At 62.5% G+C, this 17702-nt stretch carries 13 protein-coding genes; 9 read left to right on the top strand and 4 right to left on the bottom strand.

Going from position 1 to position 17702, the window contains the following annotated elements; translation table 11 throughout:
- Positions 1-42 precede the first annotated feature (42 nt).
- Complete coding sequence (locus NKH16_RS14810; RefSeq protein ID WP_352449869.1) at positions 43-654, bottom strand: HAD family hydrolase; 612 nt, start codon at positions 652-654, stop codon at positions 43-45.
- Positions 655-665: 11 nt separating this feature from the next.
- On the bottom strand, positions 666-1778 hold the full coding sequence (gene mutY / locus NKH16_RS14805; RefSeq protein WP_352900053.1) for an A/G-specific adenine glycosylase: 1113 nt from the start codon (positions 1776-1778) through the stop codon (positions 666-668).
- Between the two features lie 49 nt (positions 1779-1827).
- Between mutY and NKH16_RS14800 the strand changes: the two genes are divergently transcribed.
- The 8 genes from NKH16_RS14800 (at position 1828) to nadE (ending at position 12835) form a co-directional block, all read left to right on the top strand.
- Positions 1828-2328: a DUF721 domain-containing protein gene (locus NKH16_RS14800; protein ID WP_352449867.1), complete on the top strand. Its 501-nt coding sequence runs from the start codon at positions 1828-1830 to the stop codon at positions 2326-2328.
- A 129-nt stretch (positions 2329-2457) separates the two neighbouring features.
- A complete protein-coding gene (locus tag NKH16_RS14795) occupies positions 2458-3183 on the top strand; it encodes a DsbA family protein (RefSeq protein WP_352900050.1) in 726 nt (241 codons plus the stop codon).
- A 117-nt stretch (positions 3184-3300) separates the two neighbouring features.
- A complete protein-coding gene (gene smc, locus NKH16_RS14790; RefSeq protein WP_352900046.1) occupies positions 3301-6759 on the top strand; it encodes a chromosome segregation protein SMC in 3459 nt (1152 codons plus the stop codon).
- 109 nt (positions 6760-6868) lie between these two features.
- Positions 6869-7840 (top strand): NAD-dependent epimerase/dehydratase family protein, encoded by a 972-nt coding sequence (locus tag NKH16_RS14785; protein WP_352821480.1) that lies wholly within the window; start codon positions 6869-6871, stop codon positions 7838-7840.
- Between the two features lie 185 nt (positions 7841-8025).
- Positions 8026-9963, top strand: coding sequence for an asparagine synthase (glutamine-hydrolyzing) (asnB, locus tag NKH16_RS14780; protein WP_023674161.1), 1938 nt, complete (start codon positions 8026-8028; stop codon positions 9961-9963).
- A gap of 19 nt (positions 9964-9982) precedes the next feature.
- Positions 9983-10246 carry an acyl carrier protein gene (locus NKH16_RS14775; protein ID WP_352449958.1) on the top strand — a complete coding sequence of 88 codons (264 nt, stop codon included), beginning with the start codon at positions 9983-9985 and terminating at the stop codon, positions 10244-10246.
- Between the two features lie 22 nt (positions 10247-10268).
- Positions 10269-11831, top strand: coding sequence for a class I adenylate-forming enzyme family protein (locus tag NKH16_RS14770; protein ID WP_352449863.1), 1563 nt, complete (start codon positions 10269-10271; stop codon positions 11829-11831).
- Positions 11828-12835 carry an NAD(+) synthase gene (gene nadE, locus NKH16_RS14765; protein WP_352900041.1) on the top strand — a complete coding sequence of 336 codons (1008 nt, stop codon included), beginning with the start codon at positions 11828-11830 and terminating at the stop codon, positions 12833-12835. The genes NKH16_RS14770 and nadE overlap by 4 nt, the downstream gene beginning before the upstream one ends.
- 276 nt (positions 12836-13111) lie before the next feature.
- Here nadE and NKH16_RS14760 read toward each other — a convergent pair whose 3' ends face one another.
- Positions 13112-14869, bottom strand: coding sequence for an adenylate/guanylate cyclase domain-containing protein (locus NKH16_RS14760; protein WP_352900038.1), 1758 nt, complete (start codon positions 14867-14869; stop codon positions 13112-13114).
- Positions 14870-15173: 304 nt separating this feature from the next.
- Positions 15174-16289 (bottom strand): hypothetical protein, encoded by a 1116-nt coding sequence (locus tag NKH16_RS14755; RefSeq protein ID WP_352743630.1) that lies wholly within the window; start codon positions 16287-16289, stop codon positions 15174-15176.
- 509 nt (positions 16290-16798) lie between these two features.
- Here NKH16_RS14755 and NKH16_RS14750 point away from each other — a divergent pair.
- A complete protein-coding gene (locus tag NKH16_RS14750) occupies positions 16799-17683 on the top strand; it encodes a dihydrodipicolinate synthase family protein (RefSeq protein ID WP_031211068.1) in 885 nt (294 codons plus the stop codon).
- Positions 17684-17702 lie beyond the last annotated feature (19 nt).

Here is a 17702-nt window from a genome sequence, read left to right as displayed (position 1 = left end):
GGTTAATGCGAAGGCTCAACCAACTCCTGGAACCGATTCAAATCACACTTTGATCCCAAGACGCTCAAGGTCCGCCCTGAGCGTCCTTGCATCGGTGAACAGCACCGACTGCCAGCCCGCCGCCTTGGCGCCGTCGACGTTCTTCTGGCTGTCGTCGATGAACAGCGTCGCTGACGGTTCGAGGCTGAACGCGGCGACGTGGTGGTCATAGATGGCGCGATCCGGCTTGATCTGGCGGATGTCGCCGGAAACGGTGACGCCGCGCGGCCGATTGAGGAAATCGAAGCGCTCGCGGGCCTCGGCGAGCGTATCCGCAGCGAAATTGGTGAGCATCGTCACGTCATGGCCGCTGTCGATCAGGCCGATCATGATGGCGACGCTGTCCTCATAGGCGTGAGGCACCATCTCGTGCCAGTGCCGGCGGAAATTGCGGATATTTTCGGCGTGCTCGGGATATTGCGCGATCGCCAGCGCTTCGGCCTCTTCCCAACTGCGGCCGCGATCCTGCTCGATGTTCCAATCATGCGTGCAGACATTGTCGAAGAACCATTTCCGTTCGTCGGGATCGGGGATCAAGCGACTGAAGGGCAGGTCCGGATCATAGTGGATCAGCACTTTGCCGATGTCGAAAACGATGTGGCGGATTTCAGTCATTCTTCTCTCTTTCAACGCGGCCGCTGCTTTTTCGTCGCGCCCGGTATCGCCGCTTCGATTACCTTTTTCATGACGCTCGGCAGCGCTTCCCCGGAAATTTCATGCGCCAGCGACCAGAAATGCCCGGCCGGGGCGACGCTGTCGGTGTCCGCCTTGAACACGTAGAGTTCAAGCGCAAAATGAGTAAAGACATGGCCGATGCGTCCGGCCCGCCGCCAGTCGCCGGGGAACGGGGCTGCCGCTTCCGTGGTGGCGCCGTCTATGCGCGCCGTCCAGCCGGTCGTCGGCACCTCAGTCATGCCGCCGAGCAGGCCCTTTTCGACGCGCTTTCGCAAAAGCACGGCGCCGTCGCCCCTGACGGCAACGAAGGCGGCACCGCGGCGTAGGGGTCTTTCGGCCTTGGGCAGGCGGACCGGAAAGCGTTCGGGGTCGCCCGAGATTGTGGCGCTGCAATCCTCGCGAACGGGGCACAGCATGCAGCGGGGCCGGCGCGGCGTGCAGATCGTCGCGCCCAGGTCCATCATCGCCTGCGCGAAGTCGCCGGGCCTTGTCGGGGGAACCATGCGTTCGACCTGGCCGCGTATCTCGCCCTTGGCTTCGCCCAGCGGCGTGGCGATCGAAAACAGCCGTGAGACGACCCGTTCGACATTGCCGTCGACGACCGCGGCTGGTCGGTCGAAGGCGATCGCTGCGATCGCCGCCGCCGTATAGGCGCCGATGCCGGGCAGTTCCTTCAAGCCGGACTCGCTGTCCGGAAAGCGGCCGCCTTGCCGCGCGACGAGATCGGCACAGGCTTTGAGGTTACGGGCGCGGGAATAATAGCCGAGCCCGGCCCAGGCCTTCATGACGTCTTCGGTCGGTGCCGCCGCCAGCGCCTGGACCGTTGGCCATTTCTCTGCGAACGCCCGGAAATAGGATTTTACCGCCTCGACCGTGGTTTGCTGCAGCATCACCTCGGAAAGCCAGACCAGATAGGGATCGGGCCGCGCCCCGCCCGCCAGCGTGCGCGGCGAAACGCGCCAGGGCAGGTCGCGGTGATGCGCGTCGTACCAGCCAAGCAGCCGGGAGGCGATCTCGACATTGTCTCCGGATACGGCCTTGCGGGTCTGGTCGTGCAGTGCCATTGATCGAGGGTCGGCCCTAATCCATTGGTGCTGAAGCTGGAGAACGCACATGGCAGGGAAAAGGCCCTTCGGCAATCCCGTTCCGGTGAGCGATCTCGCAACCGAGATCCTCGACCCGGTGCTGCGCAAGCGGGCCGGTATGTCGATCGGACTGGTCCAGTCATGGGAAGAAATTGCCGGGCCGCGGCTTGCCGGCCGCTCGCGCCCGGAAAAGATCCAGTGGCCGCGCCGCATGCACGAGGACGATCCTTTCGAACCGGCGGTGCTGGTGATTGCCTGCGAGGGTGTGGCGGCGCTGCATCTGCAGCACGAGACCGGCGAGATCATCAACCGGGTCAATGCCTTCCTCGGTTTCAATGCGATAGGTCGCATCAGGATCGTGCAGAAGCCGGTAATGGCGGGCAAGGACAAGCCGAAACCCAGTTTGCGGCCGCTGACTGCGGCCGAGAAAGCGAAGCTGTCGGGCACCGTTGGTTTGATCGAGGACGGCGGGCTGCGCGCCTCGCTGGAGCGGCTTGGCGCCACCATTCTCGGTCGAAAGAAGCCGTGATCTCGCGCTATCGTGATGGTATGCCCGGATTTGGCGATTGGAATAGGGGCGGTAATGCCTTAATTCGCGCCAACTCTCGCTTTTTGTAGACTTTGCATTGCAAAATCCAACTATTGCCAGGTGATTCGTATGATCCGTTCCTTGTCCCGCAGAAACCTTTTGACTTCGCTGGCCGCAATACCAGCGGTGGCGCTGCTTGCCGCCTGCAGCGACTCGGGCGAGAAAGCCGAGGCGCAGGATGTGAAGCCTGCGGCTCCGGAACCTGCGAAGCCGGCCGCTCCGGCCGCCGCGGCGGCGCCGGAGGCTCAGGGCACGGTCGATATGGCGGCGCTGCTGAAGCCCGGCGCATTGCCCGACATGCAGCTCGGCAAGGACGATGCAAAGGTCACCATCGTCGAATATGCATCGATGACCTGCCCGCATTGCGCGCATTTCGCCGAGACCACTTTTCCGGAGCTGAAGACGAAATATATCGACACCGGCAAGGCCCGTTACATACTGCGCGAGTTTCCGTTCGATCCCAGCGCCGAGGCCGGTTTCATGCTGGCGCGCTGCTCCAAGGACAACTATTTCCCGATGGTCGACGTACTGTTCAGGCAGCAGGCGAACTGGGTTGGTGTGAACAATACCAAGGACGCACTGCTGCAAATCGCCAAGCTTGCCGGTTTTACACAGGAGTCCTTCGAGGCCTGCTTGACGGACCAGAAACTTCTGGACGATGTGAGATCCGTCCAGAAGCGCGGCGCCGACGAATTCAAGGTCGATTCCACACCGAGCTTTTTCATCAACGGAAAGACCTACAAAGGGGCGATGTCGATTGCGGAAATGTCGGCCATCATCGACCCTCTGCTCTGACGTTTCGGCAGCGCCGAAGCGGCGTAGCTTCGGCGTGCGCACTTCTTTGTCTTGCCGCGGGTTCTCTTTGCAAAACCGCGGCACAGTTTTGCGAAACTTGGCTATGGGCCGGCGCGAATGAAGTTCTCGCGCCTTCGCCTCCTCGGCTTCAAATCCTTCGTCGAACCCGGCGAGTTCGTCATCGAACGCGGCCTGACCGGCATCGTCGGGCCGAACGGCTGCGGCAAGTCGAACCTGGTCGAGGCGCTGCGCTGGGTCATGGGCGAAAGCTCCTACAAGAACATGCGTGCGTCCGGCATGGACGACGTCATCTTTTCCGGCTCGGGAACGCGTCCGGCCCGCAACACCGCCGAAGTCACGCTGTTCCTCGACAATAGCGACCGCACCGCGCCGTCCGCCTTCAACGACGCCGACGAGTTGCAGGTCTCGCGCCGCATCGAGCGCGAGGCCGGCTCGCTCTACCGCATCAACGGCAAGGAGGCTCGCGCCAAGGACGTTCAGCTGCTGTTCGCCGACCAGTCGACCGGCGCCCGCTCGCCCTCGATGGTCGGCCAGGGCCGCATCGGCGAGCTGATCCAGGCAAAGCCGCAGGCGCGCCGCGCGCTGCTGGAAGAGGCGGCCGGAATTTCCGGCCTGCATACGCGCCGCCACGAAGCCGAGCTGCGGCTGAAGGCGGCGGAACAGAACCTCGAAAGGTTGGACGACGTCGTCGGCGAGCTGGAAAGCCAGATCGAAAGCCTGAAACGCCAGGCCCGCCAGGCCTCGCGCTTCAAGAACCTGTCGGCCGACATCCGCAAGGCCGAAGCGACGCTGCTGCATCTGCGCTGGACGCTGGCCAAGACGCAGGAAGGCGAAGCGCGTTCGGCGCTGGCGATTGCCACCGCGCTGGTCGGTGACCGTGCCGCCGCCCAGATGGCTGCCGCCAGGGAACAAGGCATCAACGCCCACCGGCTGCCGGACCTGCGCGATGCGGAAGCCGCTGCCGCCGCCGCCTTCCAGCGTCTATCGATCGCCAAGGCGCAGATCGAGGAAGAGGCAGGCCGCATCCGCGCCCGCCAGGCTGAGCTCGACCGCCGACTGCAACAGCTCGATGGCGACCTTGCCCGCGAGGAGCGCATGGTCCGCGACAATGCGGATATCCTCGAACGCCTCGCCGCCGAAGAAGCCGCGCTCAACGCCGAAAACGCCGGCGCCGCCGAGCGCGAGGCCAGCACCCGCGCGGCTTTCGAGCAGGCGGCATCGACGCTTGCCTCGAGCGAGGCCAGGCTCACCGCGCTGACCGCCGAACGGGCGGAGGCTGCCGCCTCGCGCAACCAGATCGAACGGACGCTGCGCGACACCGCTGAGCGCCGCGACCGCTTTGCCCGCCAGCTTGCCGATGTCGACCGCGAACTGTCGGAGATCGTCTCCAGGGTCGCCGGCCTGCCCGATCCCGCCGAGAAGCGGCTGCTGGTCGATCAGGCGCTGACGCTGCTCGAAGAGGCTGAGGCAGCCGCCATTGCCGCCGAACAGGCGGTCGCCGAGGCGCGTGCAGGCGAAAGTGCTGCCCGCCCACCGGTTCAGGACGCAAAGGCCGAGCTGGCGCGGATCGAAACCGAGGCCCGCACGCTGGCCAAGATCCTCAACGCCGCCAGCGGCGATCTATTTCCCTCGGTGCTGGAGCAGATCAGCGTCGAGCGTGGCTACGAGACGGCGCTGGGTGCCGCGCTTGGCGAAGATCTCGACGTGCCGCTCGACCGCAGTGCGCCGGTACATTGGGGCCAGAGCGAAATCCAGCCTGCCGACGCCGCATTGCCCGAAGGCATAAGGAGCCTCGCCAGCGTTGTGCGTGCGCCGGCACAGCTGGCCCGCAGGCTGGCCCAGATCGGCATTGTCGAAGCCGCCGACGGAAGACGGCTGCAGACGCTGCTTGCTCCCGGTCAACGGCTGGTCAGCCGCGAAGGCGCGCTCTGGCGTTGGGACGGCTTCACCGCCAGCGCCGATGCCCCGACCGCCGCCGCGCAGCGGCTGGCGCAGAAAAACCGGTTGGCCGAGCTCGATGCCGAAGCAGTCCATGCCACGCGCACCCTGCGCGAAGCTGAACAAGCCCTTGCCCAGGCCGAACAGGCGCTTGCCCAGGCGAGCGATGCCGAACGCAACGCCCGACAGGCCGGGCGCGACGCCCAGCACTGGCTCGACGCTGCCCGCAACACGCTGGCCGAGGCCGAAAAAGCCGGCGGCGAGCTGTCGAGCCGGCGTGCAGCACTTGACGAGGCGCGCGCACGCATTGTCGATAGCCATGAGGAAACGGCGGCGGCATTCGTCGAGGCGGAAATGCTGCTGCAGGACGCGCCCGATCTCGGCGATCTGCAATTGCAGCTCGAGCAGTCGGCCGCCAACGTCGCCCGCGACCGCGCCGCCCTTGCCGATGCGCGTGCCGTTCACGAGGGCCTGAGGCGGGAAGCCGAGGCACGTGCGCGTCGGCTCGACGCCATCGGCGTTGAACGGCGCAACTGGGTCGAGCGCGCCGAAAACGCCTCGACGCAGATCGCGGCGCTCGGCGAACGCAAGGCAGAGGCCGAGGCCGAGCGCGAGCAACTGGCCGACGCCCCCGACGAGATTGACGCCAAGCGGCGCGCCCTGCTGTCGCAACTCGCCGAGGCCGAAAGCCTGCGCAAGGCAGCGGGCGACCGCTTGCAGGAAGCGGAGAACCGGCAGTCCGAGCTGGACAAGGCTGCGACTGCTGCCATCCAGTCGCTGGCCGAGGCGCGCGAATCTCGCGTTCGCGCCGAAGAGCGGCTGACCGCCGCCGACGAGCGTCGGCTGGAAGTCGAGGCGCGCATCCAGGAAACGCTGAACACGCCACCGCATCTGGTGATCCGCCACACCGGCCTCGAACCCGGCAGCCCGATGCCCGAAATGGCCGAGATCGAGCGTCAGCTCGACCGGCTGAAGGTCGAACGCGAACGGCTCGGTGCCGTCAATCTGCGCGCCGAGGAGGAGCAGAAGGAATTGTCGGACCGGCTGGAGGCCATCGTTTCAGAGCGCGACGACATCATCGAGGCGATCCGCAAGCTGCGGCAGGCGATCCACAGCCTGAACCGTGAAGGCCGCGAGCGGCTGCTCGCTGCCTTCGAGGTGGTCAACGGCCATTTTCAACGGCTGTTTTCGCACCTGTTCGGCGGCGGCACCGCCGAGCTGCAACTGATCGAGTCCGACGATCCGCTCGAAGCGGGGCTCGAGATCCTGGCGCGACCGCCCGGCAAGAAGCCGCAGACGATGACGCTTCTGTCCGGCGGCGAGCAGGCGTTGACGGCGATGTCGCTGATCTTCGCCGTGTTCCTGACCAACCCGGCGCCGATCTGCGTGCTCGACGAAGTCGACGCGCCGCTCGACGACCACAATGTCGAGCGTTTCTGCAATCTGATGGACGAAATGGCCGCAACCACCGAAACGCGCTTCGTCATCATCACACACAACCCGATCACCATGGCGCGCATGGACCGGCTGTTTGGGGTGACCATGGCCGAGCAAGGCGTCAGCCAACTGGTGTCGGTTGACCTGCAGGCGGCCGAAGCCATGCGCGAGGCAAGCTGACACATCAGCTTAATGGTGGTCTCCACCTCGGCTTTCGACTATAGCACGACAAAATGGGCCGGATCTGCCGCTCCAGATACCGGCCCGGCTATGCGCGTGGAGAAGCTTGTTGCCTATACTTGTCACCGGAGCCGCGGGGTTCATTGGCAGCCACGTTTGCCACCATCTGCTCGACCGGGGAGAAGCGGTCGTCGGCGTCGACAACATGAACGACTATTACGATCTGGCGCTCAAAAAGGGGCGGCTTGCCGGCCTTCTGCCCCACAAGGATTTTTCGTTCCACCAGATCGATATTGCCGAACAGGGCGCGCTTGCAGCCGCTTTGGCCGGGCAAGGCATCGTTAGGATCGTGCACCTTGCCGCGCAGGCGGGCGTGCGCCACTCACTCGACAATCCGCGGCTCTATATCCGCTCCAATGTCATGGGCCACCTCGAAGTGCTCGAATTTTGTCGCGCCGAACCGGCATTCGAGCATCTGGTCTATGCCTCGTCGAGCTCGGTGTATGGCGGCAACCGCAGCGTGCCGTTCAGCGAAGCCGATCAGGTCGACAAGCCCGTTTCGCTTTACGCTGCCACCAAGAAAACCGATGAGTTGATGAGCCACACCTACGCCCATCTGTTCGGCATACCGCAGACCGGCCTGCGGTTTTTCACGGTCTACGGTCCCTGGGGCCGTCCCGACATGGCCTATTGGATGTTCACCCAGGCGATGCTCGAGGGCAAGCCGATCCGGGTCTTCAACAATGGCGAAATGTGGCGCGATTTCACCTACATAGACGATGTTGTGAAGGCGGTTGTCGCCGTGCTCGACAAGCCGCCGGCGGCTGACGTTCCGCCGAACAGGCTCTACAATGTCGGCAACAACCGGCCGGTGCGTCTGGGCGACTTCATCGACATTCTGGAAAGGCTGCTCGAGGTCAAGGCAATCCGCCACAACGAGCCGATGCAGGCGAGCGACGTCGAGAAGACTTACGCCGACATGACCGCGCTGGAGCGGAATTTCGGCTTCAGGCCTAGCGTTTCGATAGAGGACGGGCTGAAGAAGTTTGTTGACTGGTACCGGCCGTACTCGAAGCAGTGATTTGCATCGCTCGCCGTGACGCCTTCAAGCGTGACACCTGGAGTGGGGCGCAAGTCGGTCCGCAAAATCATCATTTTGTCCTAACATCCTGTTAACCACATGCTTGCTGAAAAGTATCTGATTAACCTTTGAGGCGCTTATGACCGCTATGTTTCGTGGCTTGCTGTTCAGTATGAGCTGTGTGGATGTGCGGATTCGGGGGCTATTTCGGTTCAGTCCGGGATGCGGAAGCTTTGCTTGCGCGCATGACGTCTGCGATCGCCCATCGCGGGCCGGATGAACAAGGGAAATTCGTAGCGCCCGAGGCTGGACTTGGGCATGCGCGGCTGTCGGTGATTGGAATTGGTGATGGCCAGCAGCCGATGTCCGACGAAACCGGCAATTTGACGATTGCGTTCAACGGCGAGATCTTCAACTACGTGGAATTGCGCGAAGGGCTGCTGGCCAAGGGCCGACGCTTCCGCACGTCGAGCGATACCGAAGTTCTCCTGCAGCTGTATGACGAGATGGGCGAAGACTGCCTGTCGCTCCTCAACGGTGATTTCGCCTTCGCGATTTGGGATAACCGGCGGCGGCGGATGGTGCTTGCAAGAGACCGCATGGGTGTTCGGCCGCTGTTCTACACCAGCAAGGACGGGGTGCTCTACTTTGCGTCGGAGATAAAGGCCCTGCTGAAGGTACCCGGCGTCTCGGCCGAAATCGATCCGATTGCACTCGACCAGATCTTTACGCTGTGGGCGCCGATCGCTCCACGCACGGCTTTCCGCAACATCCACGAGCTGGAGCCGGCAAGCGTGATGATCGCGACACAGGGGCAAGTCACGGTCAAACCATATTGGCACCTAGACTACCCGTATCCGGATACGCCATCGAAGATCACCAATGAGGACGACGCGGCCGAGGAACTGCAGGCCCTGTTGACCGACGCGGTGAGGCTTCGCATGCGCGCCGACGTGCCGGTCGGTTCTTACCTTTCGGGCGGGCTCGATTCATCCCTCGTTTCGGCACTCGCGGCCGGCATGACTCCTCTTAAGCTGCAGACATTTTCCGTGACGTTCGACAGCGCCGAGCATGACGAAAGCGCCTTCCAGACCGAAATGGCGTCGGCAATTAGCACGCAGCATCGAACCATCGCCTGCCGTGCCGGCGATATCGCCGGTGTGTTTCCCGAAGTCATCCGCTTTACCGAGCGGCCGATCATCCGCACGGCCCCGGCCCCCCTATATCAACTGTCCGGCCTCGTTCGCCAGGCCGGTTTGAAGGTGGTGCTGACAGGCGAAGGCGCCGACGAGGTCTTTGCCGGTTATGATGTCTTCAAGGAAGCGCGGGTTCGCCGTTTCTGCGCGCGACAGCCGGCATCGCGCATAAGGCCACAACTGTTCCGCAAGCTTTATCCCTATCTGCCGGGCCTGCAACAGCAGTCCGTGGAGTACCTGGCTGCGTTCTTCGGAACCGGCAGCGCTGCCCTGGACGATCCGCTGTTCTCGCATCGGCCGCGTTTCAAGACCACATCAGCGGCGAAGATGTTCTTTTCCGGTGACCTGCGCGCGACATTGAAGGGGTATGACGCAGCCGAGGACCTGGCCAGCCGGTTGCCTGAGGCATTTTCCCGGTGGCATCCGCTGCATCAGGCGCAATATCTCGAAACCCGCTTTCTCCTGCCGGGCTACATCCTCTCCAGCCAGGGCGATCGCATGGCCATGGCACACGGTATCGAAGGGCGTTTCCCCTTCCTTGACCATCGCTTGGTGGAGTTTGCGGCCAGACTTCCGCCGGAGATGAAGCTGAAGGGACTGGTGGAAAAACACATATTGCGCAAAGCTGCCAAGCACCTGCTTCCGACGGCCATCCGCGAGCGCACCAAACAGCCTTACCGGGCACCGGAAGCCCGCTCCTTCGTTGGAGCGGGAGAACTGGACTACGTACGCGACTCACTGAGCGAAGCGAGCATCGCCGCCGGCGGACTATTCAACGCCAAGGCGGTGGCGAACCTGCACGAGAAATGCCGCTTGCAGCCAGCGTCCGGATTCCGCGACAATGCGGCTTTCGTCGGCATTTTGTCGACGCAACTGTGGCAGAAGATTTTCACTGGCGAAAAGGTCGGTGCAGCACGAGCGGCCTGAGAAATCGAGGGAATGAAAAATCATGGTAGCAATCAAGGACAAGGTCAAAACCTTTATCGTCGACAACTTCCTGTTCGGGGACACGTCCTACGAGCTTGCAGACTCCGTATCACTGATCGAGAACGGCATCATCGACTCGACGGCCGTGTTGGAGCTCGTGGCATTCATAGAGGATGATTTCGGCATAGCGATGGTCGATGCCGACATCGTACCGGCCAATCTGGATTCGATTGACCGCATCTCAGCCTTCATCAAGGCAAAGGCAGAAGCGCTGGCAGCGTAGGCGCCATCGGCGAGGAGCGTCCGTGCGGATCGAACATTTTCTGACGGCGAAGGCCGCTGCCCATCCAGCCAAAACGGCATTGATCACCGAGCACAAAAGGCTGTGCTATGAAGAGCTGGACGATCTTTCGAGCCGCCTGGCCGCCGCCCTTTTCATGAATGGCGTCAGTCGCGACGACCGGGTCCTGATCTTCATGGACAATTGCTGGGAGGCTGCGGTTTCGATTTTCGCAGTTCTTAAAGCAGGCGCGACTTTCAGTCCGATCAATGCATCCACCAAGGCCGAAAAGCTGGCCTACATCATCGGCGATTGCGACGCAGCTGCGATCCTCACGCAAGCAAAACTGATGCCCGTGGTCGCCGAGGCGTGCGGATCGTCCGGCAAGACGTCCTCCGGCAAGACCGGCATCTTCGTGGCTTCCACCGTTGCTGCCGATAATCAATGCCCGGCAGGGGCGATGTCCCTGGCGGATTGCTTGACGCTCCAAGCCAGGGAGATTGACCACCGCGGCGTTGACGTCGATCTTGCGATGTTGATCTACACCTCGGGCTCGACCGGCCGGCCCAAGGGCGTGATGATGACGCACCGCAATTGCGACGCGGCGGCGGGCTCCATCATCACTTATCTGCGCAACTCCCCAGACGACATCATCTTGAATGTTCTGCCCCTCGCTTTCGACTACGGCCTCTATCAGTTGCTGATGGCTGTCAGGCTCGGCGCCACGCTCGTGCTCGAGAAGTCCTTCGCTTTTCCCCAGGCGGTCTTTGAACGCATCCGCCAGGAAGGCGTCACCGGGCTTCCGCTCGTGCCCACGATGGCAGCGATGATCCTGCAGATGCGTGATCTGGCGCCGGGCTTCCTGCCCAGCCTTCGCTATATTTCCAACACGGCGGCTGCCTTGCCGCCGGCTCACATAGAACGCTTGCGGTTCCTTTTTCCCGGTGTCAGGCTCTATTCGATGTATGGCCTGACGGAATGCAAGCGCTGCACCTATCTGCCGCCCGAGGAGCTCGACCGCCGGCCGGGATCGGTCGGAATAGCCATTCCAAACACCGAAGCCTTTATCGTCGACGACCATGGGCAACGAGTGCCGCCGGGCATAGCAGGTGAATTGGTCATTCGCGGGCCGCACGTCATGCAGGGTTATTGGCGAAACGAAGCTGCGACGGAACAAACCCTGCGCCCAGGCCCGAACCCTTGGGAGAAGGTTCTCTACACCGGCGATCTGTTCAGGGCCGATGAGGACGGCTTTCTCTATTTCGTCGGCCGCAAGGACGACATCATAAAGTCGCGGGGAGAGAAGGTGGCGCCCAAGGAAGTGGAAGCCGTGCTTCATGCTCATCCGGGCATCGCGGAAGCGGTGGTTGTCGGTGTGCCGGATCCCGTGCTCGGGCATGCGATCGGCGCAGTTATCGTACGGTCCGACCCAGCGCTTAGCGAAAAGGATATCATACGCCACTGTGCGCGCCACCTTGAGGACTTCATGGTCCCCAAGGTCATCGAGTTCCGCCGCGAGCTGCCGAAGACCGATACCGGCAAGGTCAGCCGTCGGCTTGCGGCAGAAACCATGGAGGCCGCGCAATGAATGTTCGCCCGACCGAGGATGCGCGGACCTTTCTGGCGCAGGCTCTGGCAATCGACCTGATCACCGAAACGGACCGTATCGTAACGGCCTTGCGCCAGCAGTTGCGCGGGCTTCGCAAGCGGGGCCTTGTGCTCGGTCTTTCGGGCGGGATCGATTCGAGCGTGTCGGTCGCGTTGGCGGCACGAGCCGTCGGCCCCAAGAATGTGCTTTGCCTGTTCATGCCGGAAAGCGATTCCGATCCTGAAAGTCTGCGGCTCGGCCGCCTCGTCGCCGAAACTTTCGGTGTCGAGGCTGTGACGGAGGATATCGGGCCGGCCTTGCGCGCGATGGGCTGCTACCAGCGCCGCGACGCCTTCATCCGCGAATTGGTCCCGGAATACGGCGCAGGCTGGGCCTCGAAGATCGTGATCGCGAACGCGCTCGAGGGCCAAGGCTATAATATCTCGTCGCTGGTGGTGCAGGATCCCGAAGGCAAGCAGACGAAACTGAGAATGTCGTTGCCTGTCTATCTCGGCGTCGTCGCCGCTACCAATATGAAGCAGCGCACCCGCAAGCAGATCGAATACTATCATGCTGATCGTCTGAACTTCGCCGTTCTTGGAACACCGAACCGGCTGGAATATGATCAGGGATTCTTCGTGAAGAACGGTGACGGCGCCGCGGACGTCAAGCCGATCGCCCACCTCTATAAAACGCAGGTCTATGCGCTGGCGGCCCATCTCGGTGTTCCGGAGGAAATCCTGAACCGGCCTCCGACCACCGATACCTACTCGCTGGCGCAGACCCAGGAGGAGTTCTACTTCTCGCTTCCTTATGACCGTATGGATCTCTGCCTTTACGGTCTCAACAACGGCGTGGCGGCTGAGGTGGTGGGGCAGGCGGCCGGGTTGGCCGCCACACAAGTGGAACGCGTCTGGGCCGATATCATCGCCAAGCGCAAGGCGACGCGTTATCTGCACCAGCGTCCGCAACTCGTCGAGGAAGTCGAAGAACTCGGTACCTGACCTGCTTCGAGACCGGCCACGTCCCAAAAAGCGCCTTAGGGTCAAAACTCAATCAGCAGGCTGCCGCCAATGGCCGAGATGGGCGGGAAGTTGCCGTTCGTCTCATCTGCCAGACGAGCACGTTGCGCCAGGAGCGGAAGCTTAGCAGGGGTCACGCCAGCGCCCAGTTAGCGCTACGAAGCAGACCTTCAGCCTGTGCCGGAAGCGGGGCCCGGCTTACCAAGTGGCATATCCAGGAAGCGCGTCCCCCTCCTCAGCTAGGCACCGTTTTCGGCTCTACGCTATACCTGCGCGACGAGCCCCTTCCTTAATCGCAGCGAGGGCCAGAGGATTGGTGACGGGATAGGTTCGGATGAAGTTCTCGACGGTGAACCTTGGAAACTCGACGGCAATCCGCCTGGCGATCGACTGCGCCTGCGCCGGCTCTTCAAGCAGCGCGTGACACAGGGCACGGAACATCAGAGTGACGGGAATATCCGGCGGACTTTGGCGCAGCGACGACAGACTGTCGGCATAGCGACCGGCGACGAACCGCGCCCGGGCGAGCTGCGCGTAGTACCAACTCGGAGCCTGCGGATTGAGGCGAAGCGCCCGTTCGGCAAGAGCACAGCCTTCTTCCGGATTTCCACACACGAGAGCTCGGCTTGAGGCAAGCATCGACAGCACATCGGCGTCATTGGGTGCCAGGGCCAGCGCCCGGTCGTATTCCTCTGCGGCCCCGCTGATATCGCCGTCAATGGCGCGGAGAGCGCCCATGTAAAGGCGCGTCATCGGATCGGTAGGGTCGAGCGCCAGAGCCTTTTCCACGCATTCTCGCCAGCGCTCGACCGAAGCGGCTGAATCTGGCGTGAAGGCATTGAAGGCATCGACCGCATGTGCCAATCCCAACGTCATCCAGGCCCGCGCGAAGCCGGGGTCGAGTTCCACGGCGCGGGACAGCATGCGTATGGCTTCTGCCCTCGCATCGGTCGTGAATCTGTCGTGCAGTTCCACCCCGAGTAGATAGCAGTCGTAAGCACCCAGGCTCGAGGGAGGCTTCCGCCGAGCCACCTCACGCCCGAGATTGGCGAGCTTGCCGAAAGTGCCTGCCAGGGCATTGATGACGTTCTGTGTGATGCTGTCCTGCATGAGAAAAAAATCATCGGTCGACTCGTCGAACCGCGCCGACCAAAGGTTGGCTCCGATCCGGGTGTCGACCAGCTGCACCGCGACGCGGACACGCTGTCCGATCGCCTGGAGGGTGCCTTCCAGCAGGTAATCGGCGTTCAGTTCCCGTCCAACCGAGCGTGTGTCGCTCGCCCGTCCCCGATAGGACTGCATGGTCTGGCGCGAAATGACCGCAAGGTCGGGATAGCGCGCTAGGTCGCCGATCATGTCGGCCGACAGGCCGTCTGCCAGCCGCGTCCAGCCGTCGTCGGCGCTCAGGTTTTCGAACGGCAAAACCGCAATTACCGGCGGCTTACTGTCGTCGCAGGCAGAAAGGCCTGGTTTGGCACCGACGATCTTGCCCGCAGTAGCGGGGTCGATCAAGACACGGTACACGCGAACCGGTTCGGCGATACTTTTCATTTTCTGCTCGCCGAGTGAGGCAAAGCCGATCGGCACCTTTCCCCTCACATGGTCGCAGGCGGTGGCGGAAATCGCGATTCCTCCAGGTTCCGCCAGCCCTTGCAGCCGATCGGCGATGTTCACCGCATCGCCGTGGATGTCGTCACCCTCAACGATAACATCGCCCAGATTGATGCCGATGCGGAAATCAAGCCGCCGTTCTGGCTGCGTGAGAACGTTCACCTCCGCCTTCTGTTGCTGGATTTCGACCGCGCAGCGTAGGGCGTCGACCACACTGTGGAACTCGACCAGCATCCCATCTCCCATGGTTTTCACCAGTCGACCATGGTGCGCAGCGATCCTTGGCTCGAATACTTCGTTCAGGTCGGTTCGGAAAAGCGCACGCGTACCCTCGTCGTCGATCTGGCTCAAGCGGCCATAGCCGACGACATCGGCAATCAGGACGGCTGCGAGATGACGTTCCATCCCCCCAATCCTTCGCGGATTGTTACCCGCTTTCCAAGCTTACAGCAGGTCGCAGGTTGATGCCATTGCCGCCGGCCCTGAAAGACAGCTTTTCGGGTCTGTGTACCTTGCTGCATGAGAGCCCGAATGTCGGACAAGGGTCAGATCGCGTCATGCGACGCTCCCAACTGGATGACGGCAAACGGTCGAACTCGGTCGTTCAGAGTGATTGGGTTTTGACCCAAGCATTTTGCAGCCAAGTGGAAACGCGCCTAAAATAAATAGATAGAGCGGGATGCTCGGTTCAACTTGAAAGCATCCCGCCTCAGCTGAAACGGCTGCCGATCAGCCGGCTCCACTGCTCGCCCGCAAGCCCATTCAGGAAGACTTGCGAGTTCTTCATCGCGTCCAAAAGCTCTGGATCACGTGAATGTACCACCGTTGAGGCAACGGTCAGGAAAGCAATGCGTCGTCCAAGCATCGCCTCCAGAAGTGCAGGTTGAATACGTCCGCGCAGGCCGCTGACGCCGCGCGCGGCGGCGTGATCGATCAGGCAGTCAATCACCGAGCCCGCCTGGCCGGGGAGGGCGAAGATCTGCAGCACGCGACCAATTTCATACTTTCGTGCGTAGTAGGCGAAAGCGCCGACATTGGTGCCGACTGGCGATGTCACGCAAACGTACACAAGCTCGCCCAGATCCGGCTTTTGTGCGGCATCGGTCAGGATGTGGTCGAGTTGGTCTTCCGTCCAATCTGGGCGCAGGGCGAATTGAGCGGTAAACGGTTCGATGAGCTTGGCAAATGCGTGGCTGTCGATTTCGGATGTACGAAATGCTCCGTGGCCTGCCCCGTCCACCGCCACACCCGACCAACGTCGTTCGCTGGACGTCATCCTTCTGCAGTAAAATCGGTCGACTGTCCGCGCCAGCGGATTGAGCATTCGCGCAAGCGCCATGCGATTGGCGGAAAGGCTGAGCATGAAGGCCGCGGGGCGCATCACGCGGACCCAGTCAAGGCTGTATTGCGGCAGGACCACGCCGCGCAGCCGGGTCCACAATTTCACGGAAATATCGTTGGCCGTCTCGCTGAAGGAGATGTCCTGCGGACCATCCAGGTAAGCTTTCAGCAAGCGGGCGCCGGCCAGCGGGTCGTGCTCATGGTCCTCGACCATGAGCGAGCTACAGATGGCCGCGCGTAGTTGTCGGCCGTTGAACGTCATCGGCAGGACGTGGACGCCGACAAATCCGGAGACGCGACCGGCGTCGTTGACATGGACAAGCGACCGGAGGTTGTCTGCGCAACCGGGCGCATCCAGATAAAACCGTTTCATGTATTCCACGAGAGAGGCCGGCGCTTCGGTCCTCTCCTTCAACAGCACGCGCTGAAACATGTTCGCAACTGCCGGGAGATCGGCGCCTTGCAAGGCGCGAATGACGCTCAAGCCCGGCTCCCGCCACCAAAGTCCCGTCCACCGAGCTTCCGGGCCAAGGCGACACGAGGCACGAGAACATCGGGCGCGCGTTCCAACTCGACGCCCATGAAGCCGTGTAACCTCGGCCAGTTGCGATCGCCCCGGTGACCGAACGGAGTGCTGAATTGCTGCGGCAAGGTGGAACCCTTTGCTTAACCGACGAAAAACCGGCGTCATTGCTGCTAGCAGATTCAGGTAAACCGATATTAAAGTCGTTGCTTTGAATGGTAGCGAACCGCGTTTGTCCGGCGCGCTCAGCGAACGTGGATTTATTACGCATTCCACGGCGAACCATAGCGGCTACCCCAAAGTTTCCGGCCGATCTAGCAAGAACGCTCGGGGGCAGCAGCATGTGTCATCGGATGTGATCGGCCCTCGCCGGCGCCGTGCGGCAGTGACCAGTTGGCAAGATCACCCGTTTACATCTGACATGTTAGCGTGCTAACGCTACGTCCACATTGATTTCAACGGAGATCGCATTGGCTTCCCGCTTTGGTCTTTCGGTTGCCCTGACCACACCCTTCGACCCGTCGGGGCAGATAGCGCTCGCGCCGATGATCGCGCATGCCCGAGCCTGCCTTGGCGCCGGCTGCAGCAGCGCGACGCTGTTCGGCACCACCGGCGAAGGAGCCTCGGTCGGCACCGACGAGCGACGGATCGTCACCGAGGCCATGCTGGCGGCCGGTATTCCGCCACATCAGCTCGTCGCCGGAGTGCTGGTCGATGCAGCCGAAGATGCCGCCGATCAGGCCCGGCACGCTTTGCAGCGCGGCGTTCGCAACATTCTGCTCGCTCCGCCGAGCTACTTCAAGAATGTCGGCGAGGACGGGCTGTTCGGATGGTTTTCCGCCGTCTTCGCCGCACTGGGTCCGCTGGCGCGCGACGTGCTGCTCTATAACATCCCCTCAGTCACCATGGTGCCGCTCCCGCTTGGGCTGATCGGCCGGCTGCGCGCCGCTTTTCCCGCAGTGGTGGCCGGGGTGAAGGATTCCGGCGGGGACTGGAGCTACAGTGAGGCGCTGCTTGAGGCGCACGGCGATCTGGTGATCCTCATCGGCGACGAACGGCATCTGGCGAGAAGCGTGCGCCGCGGCGGACAGGGCGCGATTTCCGGCATGGCTAATTTTGTTACCGGCGAAATCCGGGCAATGGTCGAAAACGGGGGCGACGACCCACGCGTCGAAGACTTCGTGCTCGAATTGCTCAAATACCCGGTCACGCCGGCGGTGAAGGTCATGGTCGCGCGCAAGACCGGCGACGAGCGCTGGCTGGCGGTCCGCCCGCCCCTAGAGGCGATCGATCCGCAGGGACAGCGGCAGCTTGCCGCTGCCTACGACAGGCTGTTTGCGACAGAGGCCGCCTGACCGACAAGGCCGGACTGAC

The organism is Mesorhizobium sp. M1307 (assembly GCF_040318155.1).
In the GTDB taxonomy this organism is placed as follows: Bacteria; Pseudomonadota; Alphaproteobacteria; order Rhizobiales; family Rhizobiaceae; genus Mesorhizobium.
The sequence above is the reverse complement of the archived record's forward strand: the minus strand, read 5'-3'. Positions and strand labels throughout refer to the sequence as shown.